The sequence below is a fragment of the Photobacterium rosenbergii genome (assembly GCF_003026455.1).
Lineage (GTDB): Bacteria > Pseudomonadota > Gammaproteobacteria > Enterobacterales > Vibrionaceae > Photobacterium > Photobacterium rosenbergii.
Map to the genome: position 1 here is coordinate 1 of NZ_PYMB01000018.1, position 13,040 is coordinate 13,040.

Below are 13,040 nucleotides of genomic sequence, written 5' to 3' on the forward strand. Positions count from 1 at the left end.
GAGTGTCGCAACTATATCGATGGCTATTACAATATAGTCAGAAGGCATGGGACTAATGGTGGACTGAGTCCCATGATGTACGAACTTGGAAACTAACCCCCGTGTCTACTTTACGGGGGTCATATCATCCTTGGTCCTTGGTCCTTGGTCCTTGGTCCTTGGTCCTTGGTCCTTGGTCCTTGGTCCTTGGTCCTTGGTCCTTGGTCCTTGGTCCTTGGTCCTTGGTCCTTGGTCCTTGGTCCTTGGTCCTTGGTCCTGCAGGAGCGTTCACTTATAGTGATACAACGTCAAGTTCTTCGCTCTTGTTCTTTCGCTGTTCCCGCTTTTCCTAGGGCCAGTTATTCCTAGGACCCATTATTGCTTTTCCTAGGAACTAGGACCTTCTTTTCCTAGGGCCCGCTATTTCTTAGACCTAAAACAAAAATCCCCAGCGCTTGGCCGGGGATTTTAAAGAAGCATCCGTTACTGAGCGGTCTGCTCATTAACCACTACACGCTTTGGCGCTAGCATGCCTTCGCGGTCGATGACACCGACACCGATGAACTCGCGTTCTTCACCGACGGTAATGCGTACCTGTGTACCTTCAGCCGGTACACGGCCTGCATTGACCGGGTTGCCGTTGCGGACAAAGATTGCGATCTGCGGGATGATGTTGACCTCCGGCAGATCCTGTACCGCGGTATCCATTGGCAATAGCAATGGGTCGAGCAGTTCAGATGGTGCGATATCCTGGCCTTTCGCTTGCTCAAGCAAGGCTTCAAGCTGCTCGATAGTTACCATGCGCTCAACCGGGTAGTTGGAGACACCGGTACGGCGCAGGTAAGTCACGTGGGCACCGCAACCTAGCATCTCGCCCAGATCATCAACGATGGTGCGGATGTAGGTGCCTTTCGACACATGCAGTTCCATTTCCACTTCATTGTTGCTAAAACGCAGCAACTCAACAGAATACACAGTGATCTTGCGTGACTCACGCGGTACTTCAATCCCTTCGCGGGCGTACTCATAAAGCTTACGGCCCTGGTACTTCAGTGCCGAGTACATCGATGGGATCTGGTCAGTAGTACCACGGAACTTGGCAATACAGCGCTCAAGTTGGCCGCGGTCAACTTTGACTTCGCGGGTCTGCACCACTTCACCGTCGGAGTCCGAAGTATCGGTACGCTCACCCAGCTTAGCAATCACCCGGTAGCGCTTATCCGAATCAAGCAGGAACTGGGAGAACTTGGTCGCTTCACCAAAGCAAATCGGCAGCATGCCTGTCGCTAGAGGATCCAAGGCACCGGTATGGCCGGCTTTCTGGGCAAAGAAGATACGCTTTACTTTCTGTAACGTATCATTCGAGCTGATCCCAGTCGGCTTATCTACCAGGATCACACCATCAATAGGACGGCCCTTACGACGACGTGCCATCGATTACTCCTCGTCTTCTGCCTGTGGCTCATCGCCACGGCGTTCTTCATCTTCGCGTACTGCTTTAGACACTAGAGTCGAGATACGCATACCTTCGGTTAGTGACTTATCAAAGATGAAGTTTAGCTCAGGAGTAACACGCAGGCGGATCTGCTTGCCCAGTAGTGAGCGGATGTACGGTGCCATCTCGCGCAGTGCTTCCAGGCTGCCTTCAGGGGTTTGCTCGCCCACAGTCAGGAAGGTCACGTACACTTTGGCGTAACCCATATCGCGGGAAACGTCGACACTTGAAATAGTGGTCATGCCAATACGCGAGTCTTTGATCTCACGCTGCAGGATCACGGCCAGCTCCTTCTGAAGCTGCTGCGCAACACGCTGGGTGCGGCTAAATTCTTTAGACATTCATTGCCTCTCTTAGAGAAAGCTCTCTTGAAACAATGGGGAGCCGAAGCTCCCCATGGATTATTTGTATATCTTAGAGCAGGTTAGACCTTGAATATTAGTCAAGGGTACGCTGAACTTCGATGATTTCGTAAACTTCGATCTGGTCGCCGACACGAACATCGTTGTAGTTCTTAACGCCGATACCACACTCGTAGCCGTTCTTAACTTCTTGAACGTCGTCTTTGAAGCGGCGTAGTGACTCAAGCTCACCTTCGTAGATAACAACGTTATCACGCAGTACGCGGATTGGGTTGTTACGCTTGATGGTACCTTCAGTAACCATACAGCCTGCGATAGCACCGATCTTAGGCGACTTAAATACGTCACGTACTTCAGCCAGACCAATGATTTCCTGCTTGAATTCAGGAGAAAGCATACCGCCCATCGCTGCTTTAACTTCGTCAATCAGCTGGTAGATGATTGAGTAGTAGCGAAGGTCAAGGTTCTCAGTCTCAACCGTACGGCGAGCTGATGCATCAGCACGAACGTTGAAGCCAAGGATGATAGCGTTAGAAGCTGCAGCAAGAACCGCGTCAGTTTCAGTAATACCACCAACACCTGAACCAACGATGTTAACTTTAACTTCTTCAGTTGATAGCTTACGTAGTGAGTCAGCAATCGCTTCAACAGAACCCTGTACGTCAGCTTTCAGTACCACGTTCAGCTCAGCAACTTCACCGGCAGCCATGTTAGAGAACATGTTTTCCAGTTTCGCTTTCTGCTGGCGAGCCAGTTTAACGTCACGGAACTTACCTTGGCGGTAAAGTGCTACTTCACGTGCTTTACGCTCGTCACGAACAACAGTCGCTTCGTCACCTGAAGACGGAACACCAGAAAGACCTAGGATCTCAACTGGGATAGAAGGACCGGCAGACTCGATTTCTTTACCTACCTCGTCGCGCATTGCACGAACACGGCCATGCTCAAGACCACAAAGAACGATATCGCCCTTACGTAGCGTACCTTCCTGAACAAGAACAGTTGCAACAGGACCACGGCCCTTGTCTAGGCGAGATTCTACAACCACACCTTTCGCCATACCTTCAGCAACAGCAGTTAGCTCAAGAACTTCTGCTTGTAGAAGGATAGACTCAAGAAGACCGTCGATGTTTGTACCTTGCTTAGCAGAGATATGAACGAAGATGTTCTCACCGCCCCACTCTTCAGGGATAACGTCGTACTGAGCAAGCTCGTTCTTAACGTTGTCAGGGTTAGCATCTTCTTTATCGATCTTGTTAACAGCAACGATTAGAGGTACACCTGCCGCTTTCGCGTGCTGGATTGCCTCAACAGTCTGTGGCATTACGCCATCGTCTGCAGCAACAACAAGAACAACGATATCTGTTGCTTGAGCACCACGAGCACGCATTGCAGTAAACGCGGCGTGTCCCGGAGTATCAAGGAAGGTGATCATACCGTTGTCAGTTTCAACGTGGTATGCACCGATGTGCTGGGTAATACCACCCGCTTCACCCGACGCAACGTGTGCTTTACGGATGTAGTCAAGAGTAGAAGTTTTACCGTGGTCAACGTGACCCATGATAGTTACTACCGGCGCACGAGGAACAACCGCTAGGTTTTCGTCACGGTCAGATAGTACCGCTTCTTCCAGCTCGTTCTCTTTACGCAGGATAACTTTGTGGCCCATTTCTTCTGCTACTAGCGCAGCAGTTTCCTGGTCGATAACCTGGTTGATGGTTGCCATTGCACCCATCTTCATCATCACCTTGATAACTTCAACGCCTTTAACAGACATCTTGTTAGCAAGTTCAGAAACAACGATAGTCTCACCAATCACAACATCTTGCTTGGCAACTGTCGCTGTTTTGTCGAAACCGTGCTGCATTGATGTTGGTTTAGCCATCTGCTGCTTGCCGCGGCCACGCTGGTTACGACCACCGCGTGCATTGCGGTCGTCTTGCTTAGCACCCGCTTTTTTCTTCTTGCGACGGCGACCGCCTTCTTCTTTGCGGTCCTGTTCGTCTTCAGCTGCGCGAGCGTAGCTAGACGTTGTAGTATGGTAGTCTGCTTTATCCATATTACCTTTTTCCTGGTCAGGTTTTGACCAGTTCTTTTCATTCATTTCTGCCATTTTGCGTGCCTCTTCTAGCTGACGCTGACTCTCTTCTTCGGCTTTACGCTTGGCTTCCTCTTCCCGGCGACGTTGTAGCGCCTCAGCTTCTTTTTTAGCCTGTTCGTCAGCGGCGGCGCGTTTAGCTTTTTCTTCAGCCAAACGCTTATCTTCTGCGTCACGTTTCTGCTTGTCCTCAGCATTACGTTCGGCATTCTGTTCTGCATGTTGCTTAGCTTGTTCTTCAGCTAAACGCTTTTCTTCAGCAGCACGCTTAGCAGCTTCTTCCGCCTCGCGTTTTGCCAGCTCTTCTGCTTCACGCTTGGCAGCTTCTTCGGCTGCTCGCTGAGCGGCTTCTTCCGCTTCGCGCTGGGCTGCATCTTCAGCCTGGCGCTTCGCTTCTTCCGCGGCACGCTGTTCTTCTTCAAGCGCAGAACGCTTTACGTAGGTGCGCTTTTTGCGCACTTCTACCTGAACACTTTTATTTTTGCCACCTGAGCCCGAAACACTCAGCGTGCTTCGGGTCTTACGTTGCAAAGTAAGGCGTGTAGGAGCCTCGCCAGATGTGCTATCGCCACCATGTTCTTTCTTAAGGTGGGCTAATAGACTCTGTTTTTCTTGTTGGCTTACGCTATCTTCAGCTTTCTTGCTGATACCAGCATCGGCAAACTGTTGAAGCAAACGGTCAATCTGCGTGCCGATTTCCTCGGCAAGTGCTTTAACTGTAACCTCTGACATGCTGCTCCTCCCTTGCGATTAAATTTTATGCTTCGTCACTGAACCAGCAAATGTTACGAGCAGCCATGATTAGCTCGCCCGCTCTTGCTTCGTCGATACCTTCGATGTCAGTTAGATCGTCAGTACCTTGGTCAGCAAGATCTTCTAGCGTTGCAACGCCTTTAGCGGCCAGTTTGAACGCAAGTTCACGCTCCAAGCCTTCCAGGCCCAGTAGGTCTTCTGCAGGCTCAACACCTTCAAAAGATTCTTCCTGAGCAAGGGCTAGCGTGGTAAGCGCTTCTTTCGCACGGTTACGCAGCTCTTCAACAGTGTCTTCATCCAGACCTTCAACGCCCATCAGCTCGGCTACAGGAACGTAGGCGATTTCTTCTAGCGTCGTGAAGCCTTCTTCAACCAATACAGTGGCGAAGTCTTCGTCGATATCTAGGTGCTTAGTGAACACTTCGATAGACTCTTGGGCTTCTTCCTGGTGTTTCTTCTGAAGATCTTCAACAGTCATAACGTTCAGTTCCCAGCCAGTTAGCTGAGAGGCTAGACGTACGTTTTGACCACTACGGCCAATTGCCTGAGCAAGGTTGTCCTTCTCAACAGCAATGTCCATAGTGTGGTTGTCTTCATCAACGATGATAGAGCTAACTTCTGCCGGTGCCATCGCGTTGATCACGAACTGAGCAGGGTTTTCATCCCACAGTACGATATCGATACGCTCACCGCCTAGCTCGCCTGATACGGCCTGTACACGTGCACCACGCATACCAACACATGCACCCACAGGGTCGATGCGCTTGTCGTTAGTCTTTACAGCAATCTTGGCACGAGAACCTGGATCACGAGCAGCACCCATTAGTTCAATCATCTCTTCGCCGATTTCCGGCACTTCGATGCGGAATAGCTCTGATAGCATTTCAGGCTTAGAGCGAGTCATGAACAACTGGAAACCACGTGCTTCTGGCGCCACTTTGTAAAGTAGGCCACGAACACGGTCACCTGGGCGGAAGTTTTCACGTGGCAACTGGTCGTCACGCTGGATAACAGCTTCTGCATTGTTACCAAGGTCAATGATAACAGCATCGCGGTTAACTTTCTTTACTACACCGGTGATTAGCTCACCTTCGTTGTCAATAAACTGCTCAACGATCTGTGCACGCTCGGCTTCACGAACTTTCTGAACGATAACCTGCTTTGCAGTCTGGGTAGTAATACGGTCAAACGTTACTGATTCGATTTGGTCTTCAACAAAACCTTCTAGCTCGATGGTTTCATCATCAAACTTGGCCGCTTCCAAAGTGATTTCAAGCGTAGGCTGAGTCACTTCTTCAACTGCCTTCCAACGACGGAACGTTTCGAATTCGCCAGTTTTACGGTCGATAGCAACGCGTACATCGATTTCCGCTTCGTATTTTTTCTTTGTCGCTGTTGCCAGTGCGATCTCTAGTGCTTCAAAGATGCGCTCACGAGGTACAGCTTTTTCGTTGGATACCGCTTCAACGACAGCCAAGATTTCTTTGTTCATTTCTAATGCCCCAATTTTAGCGGTTAGAATTTTGGAACCAGGTTGGCCTTGGAAATATTGCTCAGTGCAAATGTTTCTTCATTGCCATCAACATTTAATGTGACAAGCTCGCCTTCAACTGCAACGATGTCACCTTTCCACTTACGACGGTTGCCCATCGCCATTTTCAACACCAGGCTGACCTCGTGGCCAATAAACTGCTGGTAATGTGCGGCTTTAAATAGCGGCCTTTCAAGACCCGGGGAAGAGACCTCCAGGTTATAGGCAACAGTGATAGGATCTTCAACGTCCATCACCGCGCTTACCTGGCGGCTAACTTCGGCACAATCGTCAACGGTAATGCCGTTTTCGTGATCGATAAATACACGCAGCGTCGAATGTTCGCCTGCACGAATAAATTCCAGACCGACAAGTTCATAGCCTGTCGCCGTTACTGGCGCTTCAAGCAGTTCGGTCAATTGCATCTCTAAAGCTGTCAAAACAACCCCCCGGAAACAAAAAAAGGGCTATAAAGCCCAGTAGATACCTGAATGGTCATGTTTCAGATAATAAAAAACCCCGAATTACGGGGTTTAATATCACTGGACCCTGATACCACAGCATATCGCTGTGATAGAAAAAACAACCTTACTAAGAATAGCTGTTTTTTCGGAAAGTGGTTGCGGGGGCCGGATTTGAACCGACGACCTTCGGGTTATGAGCCCGACGAGCTACCAAACTGCTCCACCCCGCGTCCGTAATCTGACGGCGATTATATCGCCCAGACTTCACTCTTTCAAGCGAGTAATAATGGTGCCGAGAAGGGGACTTGAACCCCTACACCTTGCGGCACTAGCACCTCATGCTAGCGTGTCTACCAATTTCACCATCTCGGCTAAATTCTTTATTTACTCAGGAATGTCACTATTTACAGGTGCATTCTGAGTAGGCTCAACAACAACTTGTTCAGTTGCCGGAGCGCTTAGGTTTTCCCAACCACTGGTTTCGCCTGCTTTTTTAGCGCTCATGTTGCCAAGCACCAAGCTGATAACGAAAAAGATGGTCGCAAAAACTGCAGTCATTCGGGTCAGGAAGTTTCCAGAGCCGCTCGCGCCAAACAGGGTTCCTGATGCGCCAGCCCCAAATGAGGCTCCCATATCTGCGCCTTTACCTTGTTGAACCAAAACTAGGCCAATAACACCAAGCGCAGCCAACAGATAAATCACAAGTAGAATTTCGTACATGGGTTCCACCTATGGTTAAATTGTTGTGCCGGCTTTGCTTCAGCAGTGCCAGCGCACCCCTTCCATTAGGAGCGGAATGAATACTAGCGAAAGCCATCTTCACTGACAAGTAAAATTTCCTCGAAAACTCTGTTTCTTGAATTACTTGTCGAAGATTTAGGCAAAACCGACACCAGTCAGTCGAAATCAGGACAAAATCAGCAGCTTTCCTTCACAGCCTCGGCAATCAGCAGGGCTGACTCCTTGACCAGTGCAGCGTCTTCCCCTTCAACCATCACACGGATCAAAGGTTCTGTACCGGATTTACGCAGCAAAACACGTCCCTTATCCCCTAGTTTAGCCTCAACAGCAGCAGTTGCAGACAGAACTGCGTCTGATTCCAATGGGTTAGACTCACCGGCAAAACGTACGTTCTCCAGAACCTGTGGGTACATAGTGACTCCATCAGCCAACTCTTTCAGTGACATCTTGCTACCGACAATGGATGCCATCACCTGTAAGCCCGCTACAATGCCGTCACCCGTCGTCACTTTATCCAGCAGGATCACGTGACCCGAGTTCTCGGCCCCGATCAGCCAACCGTGCTTTTTAAGCTCTTCCATCACGTAGCGGTCACCCACTTTAGCGCGAACAAACGGGATACCGAGGTTTTTCAGGGCATTCTCCATTCCTAGGTTGGTCATCAGCGTTCCGACCACACCACCTTTGAGCTCACCACGGCGCAGGGCATCGCGGGCAATGATGTAGGCAATCTGGTCGCCGTCAACTTTGTTGCCTTCCTCATCGACCATGATCACACGGTCGCCATCGCCATCTAGGGCAATACCGAAGTCTGCTTTCTCTTCCAGGACTTTGGCCTGCAGTGCTGCAACATCCGTTGCACCCACTTTGTCGTTAATGTTGGTACCGTTTGGCTCGCAACCAATAGTGATCACTTCAGCCCCTAGCTCTTTGAATACGCTAGGCGCAATGTGGTAGGTCGCACCGTGGGCACAGTCGACAATGATTTTATAGCCCGCCAAGTCATACTTGCTCGGGAAAGTCCCCTTACAAAACTCGATGTAACGACCGGCTGCATCATTGATACGGTAGGCCTTACCCAGCATGGCTGATTCAACACATGTCAACGGCTTGTCCAACTCCGCTTCAATCGCCAGCTCAACCTCATCAGGAAGCTTGGTCCCTTCTGACGAGAAGAATTTAATACCGTTATCGTAATAAGGGTTGTGTGAAGCTGAAATCACAATACCGGCTTCAGCACGGAAAGTACGGGTAAGGTACGCAACTGCCGGGGTTGGCATTGGGCCTGTAAATGCGGCCTGCAAGCCTGCTGCCGCCAAACCGGCTTCCAATGCAGACTCCAACATATAGCCAGAGATACGGGTATCTTTACCGATGATTACTTTCTTGGTGCCCTGCTGGGACAAGACTCGGCCGGCAGCCCAACCTAGTTTCAACACAAAATCTGGAGTAATTGGGCCTTTGCCCACTAAACCACGAATACCATCGGTACCAAAGTACTTACGCTCAGCCATTATCTGCTCCTAGCAATATTTATATCTTCAACCTAGCCTGAGAAGGTTACTTATCCCGGTATTGGGACAGCGTCATCTCGCACACCTTAAGGACGTCCACCGTCTCTTTCGCATCATGGACCCGGATGATCTGGGCCCCTTTCATCGCTGCTATTGCGGCACAGGCAAGGCTTCCAGCCATACAATCGGCTGGTTGTTTGTTTAATAATTTGAATACCATCGACTTTCGCGACATCCCCACTAAAAGTGGCAAGCCGAAGCGATGGAAGTCATCAAGGTGAGCAAGCAACTGGTAATTATGCTCTAGGGTTTTGCCAAACCCGTAGCCGGGATCGAGCAGTAGCTGCTCGCGCGCTATCCCAACTTGCTCACAGGCAGTGATTCGTTCCGCCAGGAAGTCACCGACATCGGCGATGACATCTTGATATGACGGTTGATGCTGCATTGTACGCGGTTGCCCTTGCATATGCATTATACAAATTGGTACACCGGCACCGGCTGCCGCCTGTAACGCTCCCGGCTCCTGAAGGGCTCGGACATCATTGATGAGATCGGCACCGGCATTCACCGCTTCGGTCATCACCTTCGCTTTACTGGTATCGATCGAGATCCAGCAATCAAAGCGCTGACGTAACGCCTCAATAACCGGTACTACCCGGTCAAGCTCTTGCTCGAGAGAAACTTCATCAGCCCCAGGGCGGGTAGACTCACCGCCGATATCCAAAATAGACGTCCCTGCGGCAAGCATTTCCTCAGCATGGCGCAGGGCTGCATCCATCTGGTTAAAGCGGCCGCCATCTGAAAATGAATCCGGCGTAACGTTCAAAATCCCCATGGTGTGGGGGCGAGAGAGATCTAACGTTTTTGATTTGCTCTTGAGGATCAACTTGTCTGCTCCTAGGCCATAAATCTAGGTGTTATAGCACTTGGTGTTTAGCGATGGGTGTTATAGATACAAAAAACCCCGAACAAGGTCGGGGTTTTTGATTAGCGTCTAACGATTAAGCCTGTGGCTTGTCGTCTTCTTTGTTCTGCACTGGTTGCTGTGCTTCAGGAGCTTGCTCAGGCTTCACTTCTGCTTTTGGTTCAGCAGGTGCTTCCTGTTGCTCACTTTGCTGCTCTGGAGCAGCATCGCCAGCTTTCAGGGTGTCATTCTCATCACCCCAGCCCTTCGGCGCACGGATTTCAGTTTTGCGATCCATCAAGTCATCAATCTGACCAGCATCGATGGTTTCGTACTTCATCAGCGCATCTTTCATCGCATGCATGATATCCATGTTTTGCTCAAGGATTTCACGAGCACGCTCGTAGTTGCGGTCGATGATAGCGCGAACTTCGTTATCGATAAGCTTCGCCGTATCGTCTGACATGTGCTTGCTCTGCGTGACTGAACGGCCTAGGAATACCTCGCCTTCATCTTCTGCATACAGCAATGGACCCAATTTTTCTGAGAAGCCCCACTGTGTCACCATCTTACGCGCGATATCTGTCGCACGCTCGATATCGTTTGATGCACCAGTAGATACTTTGTCGACACCGTAGATAAGCTCTTCTGCCAAGCGGCCACCGTAAAGGCTCGAAATCATTGATTCCAAGAACTCACGGGAGTGGCTGACACGGTCTTGCTCAGGCAGGTACATGGTCACACCCAATGCACGGCCACGAGGAATAATCGATACCTTGTACACAGGATCATGATCCGGTACTAGGCGACCGATGATTGCGTGTCCCGCTTCATGGTATGCGGTCGATTCTTTCTGGTCTTCAGACATCACCATAGACTTGCGCTCTGCGCCCATCATGATTTTGTCTTTCGCCAGTTCGAACTCAACCATAGAAACCGTACGCTTGTTACCACGGGCCGCAAACAGGGCCGCTTCGTTAACAAGGTTAGCTAGGTCAGCACCAGAGAAACCCGGCGTACCACGAGCGATAAGCTCAGGTTTCACATCACCGTCGAGCGGTACTTTACGCATGTGAACTTTGAGGATTTGCTCACGGCCACGAACGTCTGGCAAGCCTACTACTACCTGGCGGTCGAAACGACCAGGACGCAATAGTGCAGGGTCCAATACGTCAGGACGGTTAGTTGCAGCGATAACGATGATACCTTCGTTACCCTCGAAACCATCCATTTCAACCAGCATCTGGTTCAAGGTCTGCTCACGCTCATCGTGCCCACCACCCACACCAGCACCACGCTGACGGCCTACCGCATCGATCTCATCGATAAAGATGATACAAGGGGCAGCTTTCTTTGCCTGCTCGAACATGTCACGGACACGGGATGCACCCACACCGACAAACATTTCTACGAAATCAGAACCTGAGATAGTAAAGAACGGTACTTTCGCTTCACCGGCAATGGCTTTCGCCAACAAGGTTTTACCCGTACCAGGAGGACCAACCATCAGAACACCAGTTGGGATCTTACCACCTAGCTTCTGGAAACGGCTTGGATCACGTAGGTAGTCAACCAGCTCCTTCACGTCTTCTTTGGCTTCATCACAACCCGCTACATCAGCAAAGGTTGTTTTGATCTGGTCTTCGCTCATCATGCGAGCCTTGGATTTACCGAACGACATGGCACCTTTGCCACCACCGCCCTGCATTTGGCGCATGAAGAAGATCCAGACACCGATGAGCAATAGCATCGGGAACCAGGAAATAAAGATTGAGGCCAGTAGGCTTGGCTCCTCAGGCGGAGTACCCATGACCTTTACGTTAGCGTTAATAAGGTCGTCTAACAGCTTTTGGTCGTTAACGACAGGCAGATAAGTGACGTATCGCGTGTTATCACGTTTGAATACGGTAATTTCACGATCATTGAATCGCACTTCCCTTATCTGATCCTGACCGATTTCACGGACAAAGGTTGTATAGTCGACTTGACGGCCAGCACTATCACCGGGACCGAAGCTCTGAAAAACAGACATCAGAACCACAGCGATGACCAACCACAAAATCAAGTTTTTTGCCATGTCACTCAAGGTGTTAACCCCGCGATAACTAATAGATGAATTTAGGGTACTACAGTTTGTAACCTGTAGCTACAATATATACCTCACGAGAGCGATCTCGTGACGAATCTGGCTTACGAATTTTGACCACTTTAAACATACTACGCACTTCTGCCAGATATTGGTCAAAGCCTTCACCTTGGAAAACTTTTACCGCAAAGCTGCCATTAGGCGCAAGTACCTGTCTACACATATCTAATGCTAGTTCAACAAGATACATAGCTCTAGGCTGATCAGAAGCCAAGTTGCCACTCATGTTCGGTGCCATGTCAGATAACACAACATCAACCATGTCTGGCTGGATACGCTCAAGCAGTGCATCCAAGACCGCTTCTTCGCGGAAATCCCCTTGCAGGAAGCTCACACCAGGCAGTGAGTCCATTGGTAGGATGTCACAGGCAATCACCTGCCCTTCATCACCAACAACTTCAGCTGCATACTGAGACCACCCACCAGGAGCCGCTCCCAAGTCAACCACCGTCATACCGGGTTTCAGGAGTTTGTCTTTATTTTGGATTTCTTCAATTTTGAAAATCGCGCGGGAACGGTAGCCCTTTTTTTGCGCTTCTAGAACATACTTGTCATCAAAATGTTCTTTCAGCCATCGGCCAGAGCTGCCCGAATGTTTTTTCTTACTCATGATTTACCTAATGAGTTTGGGTACTTATCAAGTATACTCAGCAACACCACAAATGGCGTATACTAAACAAATTAGTCTTCTAGACTATATGGCGTTAGAATACGCGGTTTTCAACCCTAATTTAATAATAGAGCCGACATGAATCTAAGCACCAAGCAGAAGCAATACCTTAAAGGTCTTGCCCACAACCTAAAGCCAGTTGTCCTAATGGGCGCAAATGGCCTGACTGAAGCCGTGATTGCCGAGATTGAACTGGCACTTAACCACCACGAGCTTATCAAGGTTAAAGTGGCTGCTGAAGAGCGCGAGACTAAGGTTTTGATCGTTGACGCAATTGTACGCGAAACCAAGGCAGAGAAAGTCCAGGTTATCGGTAAAACTCTGGTTCTTTACCGCCAGAGTGAAGAGCGTAAGATCGAGCTTCCTCGCAAATAAAAAAGGCC

11 protein-coding genes and 2 tRNA genes are annotated in these 13,040 nt (G+C 49.8%); 1 reads left to right on the forward strand and 12 read right to left on the reverse strand.

Annotation, left to right across the window (positions count from 1 at the left end; translation table 11 throughout):
* Positions 1–462 precede the first annotated feature (462 nt).
* The 12 genes from truB to rlmE all read right to left on the reverse strand — a co-directional run bounded on the left by truB (position 463) and on the right by rlmE (position 12,597).
* Positions 463–1,413, reverse strand: coding sequence for a tRNA pseudouridine(55) synthase TruB (gene truB / locus C9J01_RS22260; RefSeq protein WP_107300342.1), 951 nt, complete (start codon positions 1,411–1,413; stop codon positions 463–465).
* Between the two features lie 3 nt (positions 1,414–1,416).
* The gene (gene rbfA / locus C9J01_RS22265; RefSeq protein WP_039469658.1) at positions 1,417–1,815 is read right to left on the reverse strand and encodes a 30S ribosome-binding factor RbfA; all 399 of its coding nucleotides are present in this window, start codon (positions 1,813–1,815) and stop codon (positions 1,417–1,419) included.
* 97 nt (positions 1,816–1,912) lie between these two features.
* On the reverse strand, positions 1,913–4,666 hold the full coding sequence (gene infB / locus C9J01_RS22270) for a translation initiation factor IF-2 (RefSeq protein WP_107300343.1): 2,754 nt from the start codon (positions 4,664–4,666) through the stop codon (positions 1,913–1,915).
* A gap of 25 nt (positions 4,667–4,691) precedes the next feature.
* Positions 4,692–6,179 carry a transcription termination factor NusA gene (nusA, locus tag C9J01_RS22275; RefSeq protein ID WP_107300344.1) on the reverse strand — a complete coding sequence of 496 codons (1,488 nt, stop codon included), beginning with the start codon at positions 6,177–6,179 and terminating at the stop codon, positions 4,692–4,694.
* 23 nt (positions 6,180–6,202) lie between these two features.
* A complete protein-coding gene (rimP, locus tag C9J01_RS22280) occupies positions 6,203–6,658 on the reverse strand; it encodes a ribosome maturation factor RimP (protein ID WP_107300345.1) in 456 nt (151 codons plus the stop codon).
* A 177-nt stretch (positions 6,659–6,835) separates the two neighbouring features.
* A tRNA-Met gene (locus C9J01_RS22285) sits at positions 6,836–6,912 on the reverse strand.
* A gap of 57 nt (positions 6,913–6,969) precedes the next feature.
* Positions 6,970–7,054 (reverse strand) — tRNA-Leu (locus C9J01_RS22290).
* Positions 7,055–7,066: 12 nt separating this feature from the next.
* Positions 7,067–7,402, reverse strand: a complete 336-nt coding sequence (gene secG, locus C9J01_RS22295) for a preprotein translocase subunit SecG (protein WP_107300346.1) — start codon at positions 7,400–7,402, stop codon at positions 7,067–7,069.
* 197 nt (positions 7,403–7,599) lie between these two features.
* Complete coding sequence (gene glmM, locus C9J01_RS22300) at positions 7,600–8,937, reverse strand: phosphoglucosamine mutase (protein ID WP_107300347.1); 1,338 nt, start codon at positions 8,935–8,937, stop codon at positions 7,600–7,602.
* A gap of 46 nt (positions 8,938–8,983) precedes the next feature.
* Positions 8,984–9,823: a dihydropteroate synthase gene (folP, locus tag C9J01_RS22305; protein WP_107300348.1), complete on the reverse strand. Its 840-nt coding sequence runs from the start codon at positions 9,821–9,823 to the stop codon at positions 8,984–8,986.
* Between the two features lie 115 nt (positions 9,824–9,938).
* Positions 9,939–11,918 (reverse strand): ATP-dependent zinc metalloprotease FtsH, encoded by a 1,980-nt coding sequence (ftsH, locus tag C9J01_RS22310; protein WP_107300349.1) that lies wholly within the window; start codon positions 11,916–11,918, stop codon positions 9,939–9,941.
* A 49-nt stretch (positions 11,919–11,967) separates the two neighbouring features.
* A complete protein-coding gene (gene rlmE, locus C9J01_RS22315; RefSeq protein WP_039469641.1) occupies positions 11,968–12,597 on the reverse strand; it encodes a 23S rRNA (uridine(2552)-2'-O)-methyltransferase RlmE in 630 nt (209 codons plus the stop codon).
* A 138-nt stretch (positions 12,598–12,735) separates the two neighbouring features.
* On the opposite strand from rlmE, the gene yhbY reads away from it, so the two are divergent.
* A complete protein-coding gene (yhbY, locus tag C9J01_RS22320; RefSeq protein ID WP_107300350.1) occupies positions 12,736–13,032 on the forward strand; it encodes a ribosome assembly RNA-binding protein YhbY in 297 nt (98 codons plus the stop codon).
* Positions 13,033–13,040: the final 8 nt, after the last annotated feature.

What these genes read in the sequence shown, in the direction of transcription:
- truB (WP_107300342.1), bottom strand. Translation starts at nt 1,413, where the DNA reads ATGGCACGTCGTCGTAAGGGCCGTCCTATTGATGGTGTGATCCTGGTA.
- rbfA (WP_039469658.1), bottom strand. Translation starts at nt 1,815, where the DNA reads ATGTCTAAAGAATTTAGCCGCACCCAGCGTGTTGCGCAGCAGCTTCAG.
- infB (WP_107300343.1), bottom strand. Translation starts at nt 4,666, where the DNA reads ATGTCAGAGGTTACAGTTAAAGCACTTGCCGAGGAAATCGGCACGCAG.
- nusA (WP_107300344.1), bottom strand. Translation starts at nt 6,179, where the DNA reads ATGAACAAAGAAATCTTGGCTGTCGTTGAAGCGGTATCCAACGAAAAA.
- secG (WP_107300346.1), bottom strand. Translation starts at nt 7,402, where the DNA reads ATGTACGAAATTCTACTTGTGATTTATCTGTTGGCTGCGCTTGGTGTT.
- glmM (WP_107300347.1), bottom strand. Translation starts at nt 8,937, where the DNA reads ATGGCTGAGCGTAAGTACTTTGGTACCGATGGTATTCGTGGTTTAGTG.
- ftsH (WP_107300349.1), bottom strand. Translation starts at nt 11,918, where the DNA reads ATGGCAAAAAACTTGATTTTGTGGTTGGTCATCGCTGTGGTTCTGATG.
- rlmE (WP_039469641.1), bottom strand. Translation starts at nt 12,597, where the DNA reads ATGAGTAAGAAAAAACATTCGGGCAGCTCTGGCCGATGGCTGAAAGAA.
- yhbY (WP_107300350.1), top strand. Translation starts at nt 12,736, where the DNA reads ATGAATCTAAGCACCAAGCAGAAGCAATACCTTAAAGGTCTTGCCCAC.